A 20820-nucleotide genomic window follows, 5' to 3' on the forward strand; every position below is an offset into this window, starting at 1 on the left:
ATGACTATCATGACAATACCTGACTACACCTGACCACACCTGACCACACCTGGCAATACCGCCCCTCGGTCATATCGCTTTTTTGCATAAATTGCTCCATGCCGATCGACCGCAACACCATCAAGCTTCTGAGAATCCCGTTCTCGTTTTTCCTTGCGCCGCTGTTTCTTTTCGCTTACAGCCAGGCCGAGGAAGTGGTGCACAGGCAGGCATTATGGAGCTTTCTGATCATCCATTTTCTCGTTTATCCTGCGAGCAATGGCTATAACAGCTACGTCGACCGCGACGAGGGCAGCATAGGAGGGCTGGAAAAACCGCCTCTTCCTACCCGCGAACTCTTTTACCTGACGATTTTTTTAGATGTCGCCGCAACCGTTCTGGCACTGGTGTTCGTAAATACGTTGTTCGCGTTTTGTCTCATACTTTACATCGGGGCTTCGAGGGCGTATAGTTCGCGGCAGATCAGGCTGAAAAAGCATCCGATTATCGGTTTTTTTACCGTGGTCATTTTTCAGGGGGCATTTACCTATTATATGTCGATTGCCGGCATTTCGGGCGGAGCATTGCGGCTCGATACGGCCAATATCTTCGTTTTGCTGGGGTGCTCTTTCCAGATCGCGGGCGCGTATCCGCTCACGCAGGTGTACCAGCATGAGCAGGACCTGCGCGACGGAGTTGTTACATTGAGCTACAAACTGGGCTATATCGGCACTTTTGCCTTCACGGCCGCCATGTTTGTGCTCTGCAATGTGTTTTATTATTTGTACTTTACGACCAGGGAGCTTGGAATGGTTTTTTACATTATCCAGGTGTTTTTTATCCCCATCGTGATCTGGTTCGGGATATGGTTTTCGCTGGTTTGGAAAGACCACCGCCAGGCCAATTTTCGGAATACGATGCGGATGAACTGGGTTGCGGCAATTTGCATGAATAGTTGTTTCATCGTTTTAATTATTATCAACAGAATTCCATTGAGTTATCTATCCGCCATTGAAACAGCCGTTCCCGAATATGGTTATGCACAGGAAACGCTCACCGACTTCTACCTGCGGTCGACTGATGACCTGAACACCCGCCGGAAGATTAAAATTGTCGCAGGTAAAACGGGTATAGAAAAGCGCTACTCGGTCATCGCCGATTTCGATAAAACCCCCGAAAGTTTCGAGTTCTTCAACCGGGATGCCACTTTGCTGCCCGAACCGACGCTTTCGCAGCGGATGCAACTCTATCAGAAGCATGCGACTGCATTGTCCAAAAAAGCGATCGGTCAAATAGCTGGCTTTGAGGGTATTAAAAAGCATATTACCCACTTAATTACCGTTACCTGTACCGGCCTGTTTGCTCCCGGGCTGGACGTGGAACTCATGCGCGAGTTGCAATTGAATCCTGCCATCGAACGCAGCAGCGTCAATTTCATGGGCTGCAACGCGGCGATACTGGCATTGAAGAATGCAGACGCCATTTGTAAAAGCAATGCAAATGCCAGAGTGCTCGTTGTCTGCACGGAGCTTTGCTCGATCCATTTCCAGAAGCGGTACAACGACGATTACCTGCTTTCCAATATGATTTTCGGTGATGGCGCGGCTGCTTTACTGGTGTCGTCGCAGCCTGATCACGGCTACCTGCACTCCGTGAAAATTGATGGGTTCAATTCGATGGTGCTGCACAATGGCTATTCAGATATGGCCTGGCAGCTCTCGGAGACGGGTTTTATCATGAATTTATCTTCCTACGTCCCAGATTTGATCCGGGAAAATATCGGCCCTATGCTCAAATCGGTCGGCCTTAAACCGGAAGATTACCGGCATTGGGCGGTTCATCCGGGCGGGAAACGCATTGTCGACGACTTCGCTGCTGCATTGGAGTTGGACAAATGTCTGCTGGGACCCACCTACAATGTGCTTAAAAATTACGGAAATATGTCGTCGCCTACCGTGTTATTTGTCTTGAAAGAAGTACTGGAACAGGCAAAGCCCGAGCATTTGGGTAACCGCATTTTCGCTGCCGCATTCGGTCCGGGGCTGAGCATTGAAACTATGCAGCTGCGTTATGTTCAGGCATAGGAGCTTGCAAAAGGAGCTGCTCGACCGGGATGATATTCCACCGGCAGACCTTTTTCAAAACCTCCGGGAGCTGGATTTTATCAATCACTGGCTGGGCGGTTACGACATTTCATTTGCTGCTTTAAAACGCGTGCTGCAAAAAGGCAAGCGTTACAAGCTCGTCGACATCGGTTGCGGGGGCGGAGATACGCTCAAACGCATTGCTAACTGGAACAAAAAAGCAGGCTTCTCACTCGATCTCTGTGGCGTCGATCTCAAACCCGATTGCATTGCCTATGCCGGAGAAAATCTTAAAAACAGCAATGTAGCGCTCATTTGCGACGATTACCGGAATACTTACCGACACTTGGCCAAGGTCGATATCATCCACGCCTGCCTTTTCTGCCACCATCTTACTACTGACGATCTCGAAGAGCTGGTACAGTTTGCATTGAGTAACCGGGCCATTCTGGTGATCAACGACTTGGAAAGAAACCCGGTGGCATATTATTCGATTAAACTGTTGACCAGGCTTTTTTCAAAATCATACCTGGTGAAAAATGATGCACCGCTGTCTGTTTTAAGGGGTTTTAAAAAGAAAGAATGGCTGGAAATATTGAAACAGTCGGGTGCCACTAAGTTTTCCGTGCGTAACAAATGGGCCTTCCGGCATGAAGTGATCGTTTATGGAAACGCAGACTGAACATTTCGAATGCGCGATCATCGGCGGCGGGGTGGCAGGGCTTTGCCTGGCCATTCAATTGGCGGAAAGGGACGTATCGGTGGTGGTGTTTGAGAAAGGTAAATACCCATTTCACAAGGTTTGTGGAGAATATATTTCAATGGAGAGCTGGCCTTTTCTGGAAAGGCTGGGGCTACCGCTTTCCGAGCTGGAATTGCCACGGATTAATAGCCTGGGAATCAGTTCCGATCGTGGATTTATGCTCGATCACCGACTCGAAATGGGTGGTTTTGGTATCAGCAGGTACAGCCTCGATCACCATTTGGTTGAAATCGCGTTGCGTAAGGGCGTTCGGGTGGTGCAGGAATGTCGCGTTACGGATGTGCACGGGAATGCTGCAAATGGTTTTCAAATCCGCAGCTCTGTAGGAGATTTTACCTCAAAAGTCGTTTGTGGAAGTTACGGAAAGTATGCGCCGCAATTTATTCATTTGAAAGAAGAGGCAACATCAAATGCTGATAACCAGAATTATATTGGTGTTAAATACCATATCAAAACGGACTTCCCATCCAACCGAATTGAATTACACAATTTCAGCGACGGCTATTGCGGCATTTCAAAGGTCGATCGGGACTGGTATTGTCTCTGTTACCTGACAACCGCACGGAATCTTCTGGAAAACGGGAAAGATGTAAAGCAAATGGAAGAGCGGGTGTTATATCAAAATCCATTTCTAAAAAACTACTTCACAAACTCGGAATTTGTCCATGCACAGCCGCTGATCATCAGTAATGTGCAATTCAGCAAAAAGCAGACCGGTTCGAATGATATTTTCTTGCTTGGTGACGCGGCGGGTTCTATTACGCCGCTTTGTGGCAATGGAATGAGTATGGGTATGAGGGCTTCAAAAATGCTTGCGGAGCAGTTAATTCTTTTTTTTAATGGAAAACAAACGTACGGACAGGCCATAAAAAATTACCATCTCGCGTGGAACGCGGCATTTGGAACTCGGATCAGGGCCGGTTACCATTTGCAAAAGCTCTTTGGCAAAAGCCGTACTACCGATCTGGCGTTGAAATTACTGGATCAGTCACCCTGGCTTACTTCAAAGCTGGTCTCCCTTACGCACGGTTCCGTGTTCTAGGGATTGCAATTTTCTCTCGGATTTTTGAAGGAAATATTCAAATAAAAAAGCATTGAGCAGGAGCAGCAGCATTCCGTAAAAAATGTCCTCGATAGGGATTGTTAGCATACGTATACCAAGATTTTCCGCATTATTATACCAGACAACCGGTTTTTCGGGGCCCGTGCCGGTGAGAATGCCGTTGACAATGATGAATGGAATGAGCAGGAACTGGTGTGAATAGTAGAATAAACCAAGCCACTTCGGTTTGACCTGCCATTTTAAATAGATCAGAAAAATTGCCAGCCAGCTCATGGTGGAGGATGTGTAATAGCGGCCGGTGCCGAGCAGACCCAGTATCAGGCAAAGCCCGATGAAGATCCAGGTGACAGTTTGCTCCGCTTTCAAATGCAGCTGTCCTTTCCAAAGCCTGAAACAGAAGTAAGTAAACATACAGGCGTAAGGAATGCAGATGAAAAACAGGATTTCTTCAATCGGCAGACCGAATAGCCCCATGCCTGTAAGATACTGAGGTGTGAAGCCCCAGACACCTATTTTCGTAAAGTAACTGTCCCAGATAATGAACGGGGCGGCCGAGAGCAGGATAGCCGGCCACAATGCTTTCCAATGCTTGTACAGCTTGATTTTTGGGTGGAAAGAGGCGAGCAACGGCACTGAAATAGCACCCAGGTCAACCAGCAGGTAAAGCAGTTTCATTTGGCGGTCGCTTTTTTCGCTTCGCGGAAATACCTGAGCGGCACCCATAACATTCCGAAGCACTCGCCCCCATGCTTGCCGAGGTGCTTGTGGTGCATTTTATGGGCCCGTCGGATGGCTTTCAGATAAATGGAATCGGTATTCCTGAAAACCCTGAAACGCTGGTGAATGAACACATCGTGGACGAGGAAGTAGGTAAAACCATAAATTGTAATGCCAAGCCCGACCCAGAACAGATAGTTGAACCCCGCGTCGAGCCCGAGCCATAGACAGGTAATACCGGGCGTGGCGAAAATGACAAAGAAGTAATCGTTCTTCTCAAAGAAATCACCGTCGTCGCGCTGGTGATGGTCGTGGTGAAGCGACCACAATAGCCCGTGCATCAGGTATTTATGTGCCATCCAGGCTACGCATTCCATGGCTACGAATGCGGCCAGGGTAATCAGAACGTTGGATATCCATTGTGGCATCATATTGTTTTGGAAGTGTTCAGTCCGGTCAACTTGCGATTTTATGCGCGATCACCGGCATGCAGATCTTAAACCATTCGGTGTAAGCATGCGGGTTTTGGGCTATATCGGCTTGTATTTCGGATATGGTCAGGTATTTATAGTCGCTGGCTTCGGCCGGGTCTATTTCAGGCAATGCGTCGGTAACGCCGTAAAAAACGTGGTCCAGCTCGTTCTCCGTCAGGCCGTTTTCCAGGTCGGCGCGGTATTGGAAAGTGTACAGAAATTCAAGTTCTGTTTCGATACCCATTTCTTCGCGCAGTCGTCGCACGGCGCCCTCGTGTACGGGCTCGCCCGGGAGCGGGTGGCTGCAACAGGTATTGGACCACAGGCCTTCCGAGTGGTATTTGCCGAATGCCCGTCTTTGCAGCAGCATCTCGTCTTTTGAATTAAAAATAAACACAGAAAATGCGCGGTGCAGCACACCTTTCTCATGCGCTTCGAGCTTGGGCATCAGGCCAATGGCTTCGTCGTTTTCCGTTACCAGCACAACTTGGTCGTTCATAGGATGGTGGGTTTCAGGTTTTGTATTGCGGGTCGATTCTCCCCCTACAACACAAAAACGTCACAAAAGGTCAAACTGGTGCCTCAGCAGCGACCGAAACATCAGCCCGAACTTATCGATATCCGGAATCCGTATCCGAGCATTCATGACCTTCTCAGGTGGCGTTTCCTTGATACGGAGGAATAGCTTTTTGTAATAATAATAGGCCAGGTAAACCCCTCTGCGCGAGCTTGCCGGCAACCGGCGGATACCCGTGAGCGCATCTTCGAAATCGGTCTCGATCTCCTGCTGGATCCGGGCCTTGTCGGCATGTGAAAAATGATTGAAGTTTACACCCGGGAAATAGGTCCGGCCGAGTGTTTGATAGTCGGCTTTGAGGTCGCGCAGGAAGTTTACTTTCTGGAACGCGGCACCTAGTTTCATCGCATAAGGTTTCAATGATTCATATAATGTGGTGTCATTTTCTGAAAAAACACGCAGGCACATCAGGCCCACCACTTCTGCCGATCCCAGCACATATTCCTGATAAGAGTCCTGCGTGTGTTCCTTTTTGAGCAAATCCATTTCCATGCTCTTCAAAAACGTATCGATAAGCTCCCATTCGATCCCGTAAACATGTACCACATGCTGGAAACTGTTCAAAATGGGGTTAATGCTGATCCGTTCGCGGATGGCCTCCTGTGTTTCCGTGCGGATGCGCGCCATCATTTTCTCCTGTTCGTAGCCGTGAAAGCTGTCCACGATCTCGTCGGCCAGGCGCACAAATCCGTATATTCCATAAATGGCCCTGTGTAATGCCGGTTTCAGAAAGTAAATGCCCAGGGAAAACGAGGTACTGTATAGCTGCGTGGTCTTTTTGCTGCACGACGCCGATAGTTCATCGAAAAGGCTCTTCATAAGTTAGCTGTTTAGGTATTTGAGGACTTCCTGGGCGGCGATGGTGCCGGATATGATCGCGGGAGGCACTCCGGGTCCCGGAACTGTGAGCTGCCCGGCGAAAAACAGGTTGCTAACACTCGGACTTCTCAGTTTGGGCTTGAAAATGGCGGTCTGACGAAGCGTATTGGCCAGCCCATAAGCATTACCCTGGTAAGCGTTGTAGTCGTTTTTGAAATCGGAAACACAATAGCTTTTTTTCAAAACGACATGATCGCGGATCGTCTCACCGGCAAATTTTTCGAGCCGGTCCATCAGTAACTGGTAATAATGCTCGCGGATAGGCTCCGGGTCTGGCAGGCCCGTGGCAATTGGCATCAGCACGAACACGTTCTCGTGGCCTTCCGGGGCTACCGATGGGTCGGTGACCGACGGGCAGCAAACGTAAAAGAGCGGTGCGGTCGGCCATTTCTTTTCCTTGTATATTTCCTCGGCATGCAGTCCGAAATCCTGGTCGAAAAACAAATTGTGATGCCGTAGCCGGGCAATGCGCTTGTCGATGCCGAGGTAAAAGAGCAGGCAGGAAGGGGCAAATATCCGCTCTTCCCAGTAAGCGTCCTTGTAATGCCGGTCTTGCGGCGGCAGCAATGCATGTTCGATATGCTGGTAGTCGGCACTGCCGATTACCGCCTGAACCGGTACGGATTGGCTGGTCGTATGAATATGCCGCACGCGGCCGCCCGACGTTTCCAGTCGTTCAACCGCCTCTGCGGTACGGAACTGTACGCCCGCTTGCCGGGCAATGTGCTGGAATGCATCGGCCACTTTTCCGAATCCGCCCATCGGGTAAAAAGTGCCTTGTTTGAGTCCCGAGTAGTTCATCAGGCTGTACAATGCAGGGGTATCTTTGGGCATTGCGCCGAGGAACAGGACGGGAAACTCAATCAGGGCGAGCAGTCTCGGATCTTTGAAAAACCGGCGTGCATGCTTGCTGAATGAGCTGAAAAGCTGCAATTGCAATGCCTGACCGAAAATTCGCAGGCTTATAAATTCGGTAATGGAATGGCCGGGCTTGTAAACCATATCATCCATTCCGACACGGTATTTAAATTCCCCGTCGGCGATGAACCGGCGAAGCTTGTCGGCCGCGCCTGTTTCTATTTGTTCAAATAAAGTGCATAGCTGGTCGAAATCGGCGGGGACGTCCATCACTTCATCGTCGGGAAAAGCAACAGCAAACCCCGGATCGAGCTGTTTCAAACGGTATAAATCCGCCACGCCATAACCGAACCGCTCAAAAAAGCGCTCGTAGACGTCGGGCATCCAGTACCAGCTGGGGCCCATATCAAAGGTGAAGCCCTGTTCCGAAAACGTGCGCGCGCGGCCTCCGATGGTGTCGTTTTTCTCAAAAATCGTGACGTCGTGACCGCATTCTGCCAGGATTGCGCCGGCTGCCATGCCGGCAAAACCCGCACCGATGACACCGATAGCCTTCCCGCTTGTCAGATTATGACTTAGTGTGTGCCGCATCCGTTCCGATGGTTTCAAAGAGTTGTTCAATGGATTCAATTTGACTGATCCGGGATCCATTCGCCGGGTTTTCGATACCGCCGGAAAAGCAGATCAGGCAATTTGGGAAGTCCTGCGTAAGCTGACCCAGCAGTTCCTGAGCGTGGTTCGGGGGCTGGTTGCTTACGAAAAAGGTGTAAATGTGCGTCGGCGTAATACCGTCGGCTACGGCGTGCAGGTCGGGATAGGGTACACGTGCGCCCAGGTAAACAGCGGGTTTGCCCGCACGTAAAAGCAGATAATAGGCGAAAAGAAGCCCGATTTCATGCTCTTCACCTTCATGCAGGAAGAGCAGCCATTTCTGGTCGCTGGTTTCTGGTACGGGCAAGGCGTCGATCGCCGCGAACAGCTTCTGGCGGATCAGGTTCGATAAAAAATGCTCCTGCGCGGGCAAAAGAGCATCTTTCGTCCACATCAGCCCCGTTCTGACCAGCAGCGGGTAGAGGATCTTTTCGTAGGTTACAACCAATCCCAGCCGGTTTACGGCATCGGCGAACAATTTGTTGAATGTCGGTGCATCATATGCAGCAATAGCGATCACCGCCTCGTTGATCCACGCCTCTATATGCTGGTCGGTCTGTTGCAGCCCGGAGATAATCGCGTCGATCTCACTGCGAATCTGTGCGTTGCTAAGCTGGCTGATGTGCGAAATCTTCATGCCTCGGTTGAGCAACGTACACACATTCAGGAGCTTCTTGACGTGATCGTCGTTATAGTATCGGATATTCGTGTCGGTCCGCTCCGGTTCGAGGAGGCCATAGCGTTGCTCCCAGATGCGGATTGTATGCGCCCTGGTGCTGGTAATGCGTTCGAGGTCTCTGATCGAATAGGTGGACATATTTTTGTTTAAAGTTTTTCAAAAATAGTTAAACAAAATTATTTGTTCACTTTTTTGTAGGAAAAATAAAAAATGCTGCTACTTTTGATATTGATAATATCTTATGTCTGATTTTAAAAATATCAACTCATGGGTGCGCAGGAAATTTTCTGGTCTGTCAATATCAAGTACCTCCGTTTGCGTCAGAAGCTTAGTCAGGAGGCACTGGCGGAGAAGCTCGGGATCAGCAGGGTAAAGCTCAATGCGATCGAAAGCGGCCGTACGGCCAACCCGACGGTCGATGACCTGATTAACTTTTCGGAGTATTTCCGGATGAGCATCGACAGTCTTCTGAAAATCGAATTGAGCAAGCTCTCGGACCAGAAGCTGAAAGACCTGGAAGAGGGGAGCGAGCTGTTTATGAAAGGCAGCCAGATCCGCGTCCTGGCCATTACAGTTGATAAAGAGGACAAGGAGAACATCGAATACGTGCCTGTGCAGGCGCGCGCGGGTTACCGTTCGGGCTATGCGGACCCGGAGTTTCTTGCCACATTGCCCCGTTTCAATCTGCCTACCGTGCCTAAAAATGGTACGTTCAGGATGTTCCCGACCGTCGGTGATTCGATGCTGCCTGTGCCCGAAGGCGCGGATATCATTACGAGGTATGTTCAGGACTGGACGACCCTTAAACCCGAAACGCCCTGTATCGTTATCCTGAAAGGCGACCAGGATTTCGTGTTTAAGCAAGTTACCATCAATCAATCGGGTGGAACCATGCTGCTGCAATCATTCAACAAGCAATACTTTGCCTATACGGTACCGATCGGTGAGGTGATCGAGCTATGGGAGTATTATAGCTTCCACAGTAAGGCCCTTCCGGAGCCACAAACCGACATGCAGCAGCTCATGCGGATGTTGCAGGAAATGCAGAACGAATTAAAGGAATTGAAAAAGCGAACAAGCTATAAATAGGGAAGGTGATTTGCCTACAAATAGTTGGACAAACCGGAGTTCGTGCTCCGGTTTTTTTTATATGGGGAAGAAAGTGTTTTCTTCAAATTGTTATAGTAGTTAAAATAGGGTTAAAAGGCAGCGATCGAACATTTTACCACTTCTTGAATGACAAAATTCTAGCAATATACGGCATTTGTAAGGCTTTATTGTAGAATAAGTATGGGCTTAACGCTAGTAAGAATGCTGTTGCTACATTAATACTAGTTTGTTTTCGAATGTGCATTATCTTCGATTAGTACAATTTTATTGAAAGTTGTCACCCCTGAAAACGCTGACATCACCCCAAACTAGCTTCGAATGAGCACAAAAAAAACGATTGATCGGTAAGGGCAGTCTAATTTCGTTGAGTTAACAAATGAAATCACTCAACCTCATGCTTGTCAAACCTCTATTTACTAGTTTTTTAGCGCTCCTCTTATTATATACGTATCAAGTATCTGCCCAGAGCCCTACTTCCGCTGCACAGCGGTTCAATATATTCGTCAAAGGTGATGCTACCTTGCAGTCCAACGAAACGGAGGGACCTATCGCCGTCGGTGGAAACGTGACTACCAATCAATACCAAATCAGTTTCAACAAGCAACACGGCGTGCTGTTTGTCAATGGTGCATCGATCGGCCTGGCTGTTCGCGGAGCGGTTAAGCTCAATAGTGGAAGCCTGACTGTAAACGGCGACAACTACGTTAAAATCGGAAATTGCAGCCCTTCGGATGCTTCGGGTACCAATCTGAAAGTTTGGTATAAGGACAACAACAATGCAGCCTCGACCATCCGCATTACCGGAAACGACAAGCAATACTGGGAAACACCCAACATTACGATCAATGCGAACGTCAATACATGGTCGCCGAGCGTAAGTGAAACGGTTAACCCGGTGTGCGAGAGCGTTTTCGGAACGGGAGCCAACCAGATCGACATCGAAGGAGCCTTTACGAGCTTCATCAAAAGATCGAATCAATTGAAAGAGATGGCGGATAACCTGCCAATCCGCGATCAAAACGGGAACATTATGGCTTCTGCCCCCATGGGCCCCTATCTTGATCCCAATGTTATCGGTAACAACCCCAAAATTATTGTTGATCCCAATAAGATCAACGTACTGACTGTCTCGGCTGCTGTTTGGAACAAAATCGGAAATTCAAACATTGAAGGAATCCCGCAGGGGCCGCAATTGGGCGAAACTTCGCCCAATACCAATTTCGGTCTGGTCATCAACATCGTAGACTTCCCTACTTTCTGCGGAGTGAGCGGCAGCAATAAAATCAACTTCCCTGGCTTCGGCGGCTTGTCCGACCCACAGGGCAGCTATGTGATCTACAACTTTCCGGATGCAACCAAAGGCATTACCCTGGGTGGGAATGCACAGATCAGCGGAACTATTTTCGCACCACAAGCCGATGTGGTAAAAGAGAACAACGGCAATATTAATGGACAGATCATTGCCAAAAGCTTCGTACATAAAAGCGACGAGGTTCACTTCTGGCCATTCCTGCCGTCGATCCCGGAACCGGTTGATAAAAAAATCGATGCGACTGCTTCTTCGAAATGTTTGAAAAATGCCTCATGGCTGGACTATTCGGTAACCCCGAACTACGATGCGACCGGCCAGACAGCCAAAATTGAATGGATCAATGCAGAAGGAAAAGTGATCCAGGAAGATAGCGGCTTGCCCCTTACAGGTAGTCTTCTGTTCCCCGGTGTTGCCCTGGATATCAATGGAAACGGCATTTCATGGCCAGGATACAGGCAGGAAAATAACAAATGGGTAGAGGCGCCGGACGACCGTTACGGCTCCCTGCGCCAGGACGGAGCGACTATCCGGGTGACCGTTACTCCCACGACAGTTGTGAACATTACCTTCCCGGCATCGACTACAACATGCTTCACAAGTCCGCCTCCTTCAACAGCTTTACCGGTAACATTAGGATATTTTACCGCACAAAATGTAAATTGCAATGCGGAACTGAAATGGAAAGTAACCGAAGCCAAAAATTTCTCACATTTCGAAGTCGAGCGCTCATCGGACGCCAGGACTTACAATGTTGTAGCCCGGATCGATTACGACGCCAAAAAGGCCACATATAGTTTCAACGACACACCATTTTCATCGGAATCTGTACCTGCAAAGAGCTACTATTATCGTCTTAAGCAAGTGGACAGTGACGAGACATTCGAATACAGCGCAATCCGTAACGTACAAGCCGGAACCTGCGACGCCCGGTTGGCAGTGGACTTCTTCCCGAACCCAACCCAGGACGAAATGAATGTCCGGAGTTTCTCTCCGGTGAAAAAAATCGAAATATTCACACTAGGAGGAAAGCAGGTTTACCAGGCAATGCCGGTGACCGCTCAGACAGAAATCAAAGTTAATGTTCAGGCTTTTGCGCAGGGAATGTATATTGTGAACGTGGTAAATGATGAAGGAAAGTATTCTTCGAAAGTGCTTAAAAAGTAGAATGAATTGATCTTATATAGCGTTATGTGAAACTTAAAGCTGCCGGCATCTTGCCGGCAGCTTTTTTATATGCCACCGGCTCAGGAAAGTTTTCTTCCTTTCCATTCATATTGGCCCTGCTGTGCGGCCAGACCGAAAAAGCAAACGTATAAAGGGTAGAAAATTTGCGTTAGCGGTATAAATGCGAGCGATCCCGGTTTTTGCAGGAAACTCAAAACCGAACCCAGAAAAAACCACTCCGGAATGCATTTCAACGCCAGCATACCCATGAAAGCGGAAGGGGGAACATATCCCGCTAATGCAAGTCCTCCCGCGAGCAACACGGCAAAATTGCTGGCAAATATGTAAACAGCAAGCACGAGCGGCGTTTTACTTTGATAATGTTTCCATTTGCTGGCCCAGCGCTTCCGCTGCCGGTAAAAGCTGGCCCAGCTGCGGTGGGGCGCGGTGCGGATGATGGCGTCGCGGTGCCGGAGGAAATGGACGGAGCCGGGATAGTGCGCCGCGATCTTGTGCATCAGGAACTCGTCGTCGCCCGAGGCGATATGGCGGACGCCGTCGTAACCCCCCACTTCCAGGAAAGTATCTTTTTCGTAAGCGAGGTTGGCGCCATTGCACATGGACGGGTAACCTGCCGACATTGACGCCGCACCGCTGCCGATCAGACTGGCGAATTCCACTGTCTGTAGATGGTCGGTGAGGCTGGTCTCGTCCGTGAATGTGACCGGCGAACTGATCAGTTTCGCCCCCGTGCGTATGTAACATGCCGCGATCGCCTGCAACCAGCCCGCCTGCGCCCGGCAGTCTCCGTCCGTAGTGACGATCAGTTTGCCCTGCGCATGAGAAATGGCCGTTTCGATCGCCCGCTTTTTGGGCGCCGAAGTGCGTACTTCGGGTAGGGGAATGAGCCGGATACGGGCCTGGGAGTGTTGCGCAAAGGCGCTTACGATTGCGGCCGTACTGTCGGTGGAGCTGTCGTCCATTACCAAAACCTCGAAATGGCTTGCCGGCAAGGTTTGGCGTTCCAGGTCTTCGAGCAGGGCGACGATGTTTTCCGCCTCGTTTCTGACTGGTATGATGACGGTAATAAAAAGGTCGTCGGGAATGTCGGTCGGCATCACGGGCTTGCGGATTCTGGACCAGAGGAAGGTCAGAACCAATGTGAATACCGCGTAGCTGCCCAGCAGTATCCAAAGGGTAGCTACGACCCAGGACGTGAATGCAATGCCGCTCATCTGGATTTTTTCCATTTATATTTCCAGATCAAGAAAATGCCTACTAGGATCGGGCCGAGGACATTCAGGATCCAGATCAGGAAAGTGGCGGCTATAATTTGCTCGGGAGGTAGTTTGAACGGCGCGAATACGACGAGGGCCGTAAATTCGCGTAAACCCAGGTCGCCCAGCACATTGATGGCGGGTATCAGTGTTTTAGCTAAAAAAATCAATGCAACGCATGAAGCAAGCTGCCCGACTCCAACCTGAAAATGAAATAGCGATAGTGCCAGGACAAACTGGGACAAAAAGACAAGGTAGCGAAGCAGCCCATAACCTGTGCCGGTTGCCAGTTCAGCGGGCGTATAGCGGCCTATTACATTTAAATACTCCTTTATTTTTACAAAAACTTTGCGGGAAGGCTTCCAGTTATCGAGCTGTGTTCTGAATGGCAATAAGGCGGGGCCCAGGAAAACAATGGTGAATAAAATACTGTTCACGAGTAATACTGCCGTACCGTGGATATCGAGCTGGTCTTTTAAATAAACCCAGCCGAATGCACCAGCAAGCACCGAAACGTAAAACTGAATACCATTTGAAATGAGTGCCGCGCCGATCGCTTCCAACCGGCGGTCGGATCTCAATGCTGCAACGCGCCCGAGCGTATCGCCCAGTTGTGCGGGTACGGCTACGCCTACCGCAAGGCCCGTCAATGTGCCGCGCATGGCGTCGCGGAATGAAATGGGTATGATGCGGGAGATCAGTTTTTGCCATTTAAGGCTTTCCAGCGCCCAGTTGACTGGTACGAGCACAAGCATTAGAATTATGACAGGCGCATTTTGAACCGACCATATCTCTCCGAATACGTTTCCGATATCCCCGATTCCTTTTTGTTCATTTCGGAATGTGCGGTAAATGTAGCTCAGTACGAGAGCGGTCACGACAAGTTTGATCACCCAGAGCAGGTTTACCTGGTTGCTTTTTGGCTTTGGAGGAGAGAGTTCCTTATCTTGCACCATGTTAAAAACGCAGCAAACGGAGGTTTCGGAAAAGGTTATTATCGGGGTCGATCCCGGCACGCAGGTGATGGGTTACGGGGTCATATCGGTCAAGGGACAGCAGATTTCGCTGGTTCAATACGGGGTGATTCATTTGAGCAAATATAGTACGCACGAGTTGAAGTTGAAGAAAATCTTTGAGCGCCTGACCCAGCTGATCGAGGATTACCTGCCCGACGAGATGGCCATTGAAGACCCTTTTTATGGTAAAAATGCGCAGTCAATGCTTAAACTCGGACGTGCGCAGGGCGTGGCAATGGCTGCGGCATTAGCCCGCAACATCCCTATCGTAGAGTATTCCCCCAAAAAAGTAAAGCAATCGGTTACCGGCAGCGGTAATGCTTCTAAAGAGCAAGTGGCCTACATGCTCGAAAAAATCCTGAAAATGGAACTCAGTCGTGAATTTATGGATGCCACTGACGGCATAGCCATCGCGATCTGCCATCAGTATCACGCCAATTCTCCGGCGTCCGCGGCCAGCAGCGGTTCAAAAAAAGCTAAAAAAGGCGGCTGGGGCGCGTTCGTGAGCGAAAATCCCGAGCGGATCAAATAGTAATTATCTCTTCTTTCGTATAGTATTAATCCAATTGGCCCAATGCGGCCATACGTGACGTTTGTGCCTTTGGCGATTGCAGAGGCTCATTAACAGAATTTTAATGCTGACATTAAAATTTTTTAATGGTACTAAACCAATATTTGCTTTTACTAATCAAACGTTTGTTTAATAAATTCAAACGATCGTTTGAATTTTATTTTTCAGCCGGTTACCTTTGTACCGTCATCCGCAAAAAGAAGAAAAGAATCCTTGCTGGTGAACTATTTACATGGACTACAACGCGAAACAATTGCAGATAATAGAAGTGGCGGAGCGGCTGTTTTCACAGAAAGGTTTTGCCGGCACTTCGGTCAGGGATATCGCCCAGGAAGCAGATGTGAACGTCTCGATGATATCCTACTATTTCGGTTCGAAGGAAAAGCTGATCGAGGCGCTTTTCCAGTTACGCATGACGGAATCGAGGTCCCGACTCGAAACACTGATGATGGCCAGTGAGCTTTCCGCGCTCCAAAAATTCAATGTTTTCATCGACAGTGTGATCGATCGCCTGATGGGTAACCAGTGCTTTCACAACATTATGTTGCGCGAGCAGTTGTCGTCGGAACGGACGCCCGTTATCTCCGAATATATCCGCGCCCTGAAAATGCGGAATGTAGAGCTGATCAAACGCATGATCCGTGAAGGGCAGGATGCCGGTGATTTCCGGAAGGATATCAATGTAAGCCTGGTCACGACAACGCTCTACGGGACAGTCAATTACGCCATCGCTACGCAGGACTTCTATAAAATTATTAACGGCCTCGAAGATCAGTCAGACGAGGAGTTTCAGAAGCATTTGCGCAACGAGCTTAGCCAACATCTTAAGAACTTGTTTAAATCAACAATAACCAATGAACACCACATCCAGAATTAAAAGAATGGTTAGTCTGGCAGCCGGGATTGTCTGGATTGCCGTGACCGGCCATTCGTACGGACAAAGTGCACGCACGATCAAGCTGGAAGAGGCTATCACGATGAGCCTGCAAAACAGCAAGCAATTGAAACTGAGTCAGAGCAATATCGATCTCGCGGGGCTGGGCATCCGCCAGGTCAAGGAAAACCAGTTGCCGAGCCTGAGTGTTTCGGGATCGTATCTGCGGGTGAACTCGCCGAACGTGAATCTGAAAATCAGGCAGGAGGGTAACGACAGTACCGGTAACTCGGGCGGAATGCCGAATGTACACCAGGCGATGTACGGAATGGCGAGCGCGTCGTTGCCGTTGTTTTCGGGTTTTCGTTTCAAATATGGCCTTGAATCCGCCAAATATGTGGAGCAAGCCGCGAAGCTAGACGCCGATGCGGATCGCGAGGCGGTGATTCAGAACACTGTCGCTGCTTATGGTAATCTGTACAAAGCCAAAAAGGCAGTAGATCTGGTGACTGAAAACCTCGTGAGCGAGCGTGAGCGCGTGCAGGAATTCACCAACCGCGAAAAGAACGGAATGCTTGCCCGTAACGACCTGATGAAGGCAAAATTGCAGGAGTCGAATGTGGAGCTGGCCTTGCTGAATGCACAGAACGATTTGAAAATCACTACCATTAACATGAACCTGCTGCTCGGCTTGCCGGAAGAAACTGTGCTGGAAGCAGACTCGAACAGTTTTACTGTGCTCAAAGAAGAAGGTAATGCCGCAGAGTGGGAGCAAACGGCGCTGACACACCGCAAAGATTTCGCCGCTAACGGCATCCGTCAGAAGGCGGCCGATAGCGACATCAAAGTAGCCAAAGCCGATTTGTACCCTAGCGTGGCACTTTCGGCCGGTTATGTAGCGCTTAATATCCCCGGCGTGGTTACTGTTCCAAATGCGGTGAATGCAGGTATCGGGTTTAAATATGATGTGGCGTCACTCTGGAAATCAGGTGCGAAGATCGCAGGAGCCCGCACGAAGGCTTACCAGTTGAAAACCAACGAACAGATCATTCTCGACAGGATCCACCTCGAAGTGAACACAGCCTATTACAACTACGTGCTGAGTAAAAGGAAGATCGATGTATATGCCAAAGCGGTTGAACAAGCCAACGAAAACTATCGCATTACGAAAAACAAATACGACAACAGCCTCGTAACCACTACCGAATTGCTCGACGCCGATGTGGCGCAGGTTCAATCACGCATCGACTACGAAGCCGCAAAGGCGGACGCTGTCGTAGCTTTCAAAAAACTCGAACAAACAGCGGGGGTTATTAATTAGGATTAAGGGATGAAAGGGAGAATGGAGGAAAGGGAATAGGGATTCATATTCAAAAACAGAATTACTTCCTAATGACTTCTTACCCTTCCCCCTTCCCCCTTCCTCCTTCCTCCTTCCTCCCTTTCCTCCCAACTTTCACTCATTCACTCATCGCACCGGCGACCCGGTCAGTCATTCAAAATTGAATATGGAAACCAAACAGAACACCACCGAAGAAGCGCCTAAAAAGAAAAATTCCCGCTTCCTCATCATCCTTGCCGCGCTTATTATTGGCGGAGGCTCCTGGGGTTTTACCAAGTATAACCACGGATTGCACCACGAAGAAACAGACGACGCGCAGATCGACTCAGACATTAGCCCCGTAATCCCCAGAATTTCAGGTTATGTTACTGAGATTCGCGTAAAGGATAACCAGACCGTGAAAAAGGGCGACACACTGATCGTCCTTGACAACCGCGACCAGATCATCAAACTGGAACAAGCCAAAGCGGGGCTGTTAGGCTCGGAAGGCAGCCTGACGGCAGCACACGAAACAACCAATGCATCGGCAGCCAGCGGCATTACTTATGAAGCGAACATTGCCGTGGTAGCAGCTCAGATTGAAGAGGCGAAAGTAAATTTATGGAGAGCGAACCAGGATTATGCCCGGTACGAAAACCTGATCAAAGACCATTCGATCACCCAGCAGGAGTTTGAGCAGGCACAGGCAACCAAACAAAAAGCAGAACGCGCATTGGCAGTTTTGGAAGCACAAAAAGGTGCTGCCGAACGTCAGGCGAAAGCAGCCGGCCGGCAAACCAAAGCTACTTCGGTTCAGTCGACCGTAGCAAATGCGAATATAAAAGTGCGCCAGGCCGAAATTGCAAACGCGGAACTGAACCTGTCGTACACGGTGATCACCGCGCCTACCGATGGCCGTGTATCTAAAGTGAACGCGCAACTTGGCCAGTACCTGCAAGCCGGACAGTCGCTATTCAGCATTATTTCAACCCATAAACCATGGGTTACCGCCAACTTCAAGGAAACGCAGCTGACCAAGATGAAACTGGGCCAGAAAGTTAAAATACATGTGGACGCATATCCAGAGCACGAGTTTGAAGCTCAGGTAGCATCGTTCTCGCCAGCCACAGGAGCCCGCTTTGCTCTGCTGCCGCCTGATAACGCGAGCGGTAACTTCGTGAAAGTGGTACAACGCCTGCCGGTACGTATCGAATTTACCAAAGCCGACGACGAAAAGATCGCGCAGCTGCGCCCGGGCATGAACGTGTTCGTGGACGTGGAGCTCAACTAAAAACCTGATAGCTCATGGAATTACAGGAATCACTCGTCGAATACGGCTACCGCAGGGTAGTTATTACCATCACTGCCGTATTGTGTGCGCTGCTGGAAATCGTGGATACCACGATCGTGAATGTGGCGCTCAACGACATGCGCGGAAACCTGGGCGGCACATTGTCGGAGGTGAGCTGGGTGATTACCGCCTACGCGATCGGTAACGTGATCATCGTGCCGATGACCAGCTGGCTCTCGCAGCAGTTCGGCCGCCGCAACTACTTCGCCGCTTCGATCATTATATTTACCGTGGCCTCATTCCTTTGCGGAAATGCCGACAATATCTGGGAACTGGTGTTTTTCAGATTGATCCAGGGTTTTGGTGGAGGTGCATTGCTGGTAACGGCACAAACGCTGATCACCGAAAGCTATCCACCCGAAAAACGTGGGATCGCGCAGGCTATTTATGGTCTGGGTGTGATCGTGGGGCCTACATTGGGCCCGCCGCTGGGAGGATATATCGTCGATAATTATAGCTGGCCTTACATTTTTTATATCAACATCCCGCTCGGAATTATTGCCGCGATGCTTACGATGGAATTTGTAAGAAGTCCTAAGTTCGCTAACAAAAAAGCTGCCAACGAAATAGACTGGTGGGGCATTATCCTCCTGGCCACCGCCGTAGGCTCATTGCAATATGTGCTGGAAAAAGGGCAGGAAGAAGACTGGTTCAATGACGAAATCATCGTGATCCTTTCCGTCACTACCGTATTCTCTTTCTTCTTCTTCATATGGAGGGAATGGACTTACAAAAACCCGATCGTGAACCTGCGTGTGCTGGCGAACGGTAACCTGAGAGTCGGAACGGTACTGTCGTTCATCCTCGGATTCGGTTTATATGGCTCGACCTTCATCATTCCCCTTTATACCCAGGCAACATTAGGCTGGACGGCTACGCAATCGGGTATGCTCATGGTCCCCGCGGCGATTGTGACTGCCATGATGATGCCCGTCGTAGGCCAGCTGCTCCAACGTGGCGTGAAACAGCAATACCTCGTGGCGATCGGGATGATATTTTTCTTCGTATACAGCTACTGGGGCTACCTGATATTGACACCCGACACGGGAAAGGATGCATTTTTCAGTATGCTTATCGTCCGTGGAATTGGTTTGGGTCTGCTGTTTGTGCCCATTACCACCCTTGCTTTGTCGACGCTCAAAGGCCGTGAAATTGGTGAGGGAGCCGCATTTACCGGTATGATGCGGCAACTGGGTGGCTCGTTCGGTGTGGCGGTAATCACGACCTTTATCGCGCGCCAGAACATGTCGCACCGCAACGACCTCGTGAGTAAGCTCGATGTGAACAATCCCGTTGTGCAACAGCGCGTAGAAGGCCTGCAGCATAGCTTTATGGCCAAAGGCATGACGCCGGATGTGGCGCTGAACAGCGGCTACAAGATGTTGGACTACACCGTGTCCAAGCAAGCACAGGTAATGTCGTACATGGATGTGTTCCTATACCTGGGCGTAATGTTTTTGATTTGTGTTCCCTTTGTGTTGTGGACCCGGAGCGGTAAAACGAAAGTCGACGCTTCGTCCGTGCACTAGTGTTTTTTAAGTGTAGTAGTATTGCAGAAGAAGCTCGCCGGAATCGGCGGGCTTCTCTTGTTTTTTGAAAGGGGGGAGGAAAGGGAGGATGGAGGAAAGGGAGGGTGACTAATATCATTCATGGTTCAGTAATGTTGCGCTTATGTTTTTCGAGTGCCCGGTTCAAATCTTCCTGTACGAGCCCGTTCTCTACCCAGATCTGCTCCATTTCCTGATCGATTTGCTTGGCGAAATAATCCGTTAGCAATTCTTTGATTTCTTCTTCCTGTTTAGCATTCGGTTGTTTTTCAAATAGTTTGATCATAAACAACTGCATGGAATTGAGTTTAATAGTCTGGTCCATTTTGCTACCTGGTGAGTTTGGTACAACTTGACAAGGTTTACTAATACTTGTTCTCGATAAGGCAAAAACGCTCGAGTGGCTATTATTAATGATCCTTCACTCCTCCATTCCTCCCTACATTTGCCCGAATACACGTAAGTAAAAACGCAAACAATTTGTCTGGAAATCCCGTCAGGGATGCAACAACAAAGCCATGAATGAGAGATCGGGAAAGACGTTGTTCAACACT

19 protein-coding genes are annotated in these 20820 nt (G+C 49.4%); 10 read left to right on the plus strand and 9 right to left on the minus strand.

What is annotated here, in order from left to right; all coding sequences use genetic code 11:
- Positions 1 to 98 precede the first annotated feature (98 nt).
- From AAHB90_RS05275 to AAHB90_RS05285, 3 genes are read left to right on the plus strand one after another with little or no spacing between them, the layout of a single operon-like run.
- Positions 99 to 2063 (plus strand): UbiA family prenyltransferase, encoded by a 1965-nt coding sequence (locus tag AAHB90_RS05275; protein ID WP_342083870.1) that lies wholly within the window; start codon positions 99 to 101, stop codon positions 2061 to 2063.
- Positions 2050 to 2745 carry a methyltransferase domain-containing protein gene (locus AAHB90_RS05280; RefSeq protein WP_342083871.1) on the plus strand — a complete coding sequence of 232 codons (696 nt, stop codon included), beginning with the start codon at positions 2050 to 2052 and terminating at the stop codon, positions 2743 to 2745. The genes AAHB90_RS05275 and AAHB90_RS05280 overlap by 14 nt, the downstream gene beginning before the upstream one ends.
- A complete protein-coding gene (locus tag AAHB90_RS05285) occupies positions 2729 to 3868 on the plus strand; it encodes an NAD(P)/FAD-dependent oxidoreductase (RefSeq protein ID WP_342083872.1) in 1140 nt (379 codons plus the stop codon). Before AAHB90_RS05280 ends, AAHB90_RS05285 begins: the two co-directional genes overlap by 17 nt.
- On the opposite strand, the gene AAHB90_RS05290 is transcribed toward AAHB90_RS05285, so the two are convergent.
- From AAHB90_RS05290 to AAHB90_RS05315, 6 genes are read right to left on the minus strand one after another with little or no spacing between them, the layout of a single operon-like run.
- Positions 3830 to 4564, minus strand: a complete 735-nt coding sequence (locus AAHB90_RS05290; protein ID WP_342083873.1) for a lycopene cyclase domain-containing protein — start codon at positions 4562 to 4564, stop codon at positions 3830 to 3832. The genes AAHB90_RS05285 and AAHB90_RS05290 overlap by 39 nt on opposite strands.
- Complete coding sequence (locus AAHB90_RS05295; RefSeq protein WP_342083874.1) at positions 4561 to 5037, minus strand: beta-carotene hydroxylase; 477 nt, start codon at positions 5035 to 5037, stop codon at positions 4561 to 4563. The genes AAHB90_RS05290 and AAHB90_RS05295 overlap by 4 nt, the downstream gene beginning before the upstream one ends.
- 25 nt (positions 5038 to 5062) lie before the next feature.
- Positions 5063 to 5578 carry an isopentenyl-diphosphate Delta-isomerase gene (gene idi / locus AAHB90_RS05300; RefSeq protein WP_342083875.1) on the minus strand — a complete coding sequence of 172 codons (516 nt, stop codon included), beginning with the start codon at positions 5576 to 5578 and terminating at the stop codon, positions 5063 to 5065.
- A 60-nt stretch (positions 5579 to 5638) separates the two neighbouring features.
- Positions 5639 to 6475, minus strand: a complete 837-nt coding sequence (locus AAHB90_RS05305) for a phytoene/squalene synthase family protein (protein ID WP_342083876.1) — start codon at positions 6473 to 6475, stop codon at positions 5639 to 5641.
- 3 nt (positions 6476 to 6478) lie between these two features.
- Positions 6479 to 7984, minus strand: a complete 1506-nt coding sequence (locus AAHB90_RS05310) for a phytoene desaturase family protein (RefSeq protein WP_342083877.1) — start codon at positions 7982 to 7984, stop codon at positions 6479 to 6481.
- Complete coding sequence (locus tag AAHB90_RS05315) at positions 7962 to 8861, minus strand: MerR family transcriptional regulator (RefSeq protein WP_342083878.1); 900 nt, start codon at positions 8859 to 8861, stop codon at positions 7962 to 7964. The genes AAHB90_RS05310 and AAHB90_RS05315 overlap by 23 nt, the downstream gene beginning before the upstream one ends.
- A 129-nt stretch (positions 8862 to 8990) precedes the next feature.
- Here AAHB90_RS05315 and AAHB90_RS05320 point away from each other — a divergent pair, with 129 nt between their 5' ends.
- Both AAHB90_RS05320 and AAHB90_RS05325 read left to right on the plus strand, forming a co-directional pair.
- Positions 8991 to 9812 carry an XRE family transcriptional regulator gene (locus tag AAHB90_RS05320; protein WP_342083879.1) on the plus strand — a complete coding sequence of 274 codons (822 nt, stop codon included), beginning with the start codon at positions 8991 to 8993 and terminating at the stop codon, positions 9810 to 9812.
- 397 nt (positions 9813 to 10209) lie between these two features.
- Complete coding sequence (locus AAHB90_RS05325) at positions 10210 to 12309, plus strand: choice-of-anchor A family protein (protein WP_342083880.1); 2100 nt, start codon at positions 10210 to 10212, stop codon at positions 12307 to 12309.
- Positions 12310 to 12389: 80 nt separating this feature from the next.
- On the opposite strand, the gene AAHB90_RS05330 is transcribed toward AAHB90_RS05325, so the two are convergent.
- Positions 12390 to 13559: a glycosyltransferase family 2 protein gene (locus AAHB90_RS05330; RefSeq protein ID WP_342083881.1), complete on the minus strand. Its 1170-nt coding sequence runs from the start codon at positions 13557 to 13559 to the stop codon at positions 12390 to 12392.
- Positions 13541 to 14542 (minus strand): lysylphosphatidylglycerol synthase transmembrane domain-containing protein, encoded by a 1002-nt coding sequence (locus AAHB90_RS05335; RefSeq protein ID WP_342083882.1) that lies wholly within the window; start codon positions 14540 to 14542, stop codon positions 13541 to 13543. The genes AAHB90_RS05330 and AAHB90_RS05335 overlap by 19 nt, the downstream gene beginning before the upstream one ends.
- On the opposite strand from AAHB90_RS05335, the gene ruvC reads away from it, so the two are divergent.
- The 5 genes from ruvC (at position 14541) to AAHB90_RS05360 (ending at position 20248) form a co-directional block, all read left to right on the plus strand.
- Positions 14541 to 15134, plus strand: coding sequence for a crossover junction endodeoxyribonuclease RuvC (ruvC, locus tag AAHB90_RS05340; RefSeq protein ID WP_342083883.1), 594 nt, complete (start codon positions 14541 to 14543; stop codon positions 15132 to 15134). The two genes, AAHB90_RS05335 and ruvC, sit on opposite strands and share 2 nt — an antisense overlap.
- 271 nt (positions 15135 to 15405) lie before the next feature.
- On the plus strand, positions 15406 to 16050 hold the full coding sequence (locus AAHB90_RS05345; RefSeq protein WP_342083884.1) for a TetR/AcrR family transcriptional regulator: 645 nt from the start codon (positions 15406 to 15408) through the stop codon (positions 16048 to 16050).
- Complete coding sequence (locus tag AAHB90_RS05350; RefSeq protein ID WP_342083885.1) at positions 16028 to 17368, plus strand: TolC family protein; 1341 nt, start codon at positions 16028 to 16030, stop codon at positions 17366 to 17368. Before AAHB90_RS05345 ends, AAHB90_RS05350 begins: the two co-directional genes overlap by 23 nt.
- A 187-nt stretch (positions 17369 to 17555) precedes the next feature.
- Positions 17556 to 18659, plus strand: coding sequence for an HlyD family secretion protein (locus AAHB90_RS05355; protein WP_342083886.1), 1104 nt, complete (start codon positions 17556 to 17558; stop codon positions 18657 to 18659).
- A gap of 14 nt (positions 18660 to 18673) precedes the next feature.
- Positions 18674 to 20248, plus strand: a complete 1575-nt coding sequence (locus tag AAHB90_RS05360; RefSeq protein ID WP_342083887.1) for a DHA2 family efflux MFS transporter permease subunit — start codon at positions 18674 to 18676, stop codon at positions 20246 to 20248.
- Between the two features lie 118 nt (positions 20249 to 20366).
- Here the strand turns inward: AAHB90_RS05360 and AAHB90_RS05365 are convergent, their stop codons facing one another.
- Positions 20367 to 20591, minus strand: a complete 225-nt coding sequence (locus AAHB90_RS05365; RefSeq protein ID WP_342083888.1) for a hypothetical protein — start codon at positions 20589 to 20591, stop codon at positions 20367 to 20369.
- Positions 20592 to 20820 lie beyond the last annotated feature (229 nt).

The organism is Dyadobacter sp. OTU695, assembly GCF_038440355.1.
Lineage (GTDB): Bacteria > Bacteroidota > Bacteroidia > Cytophagales > Spirosomataceae > Dyadobacter.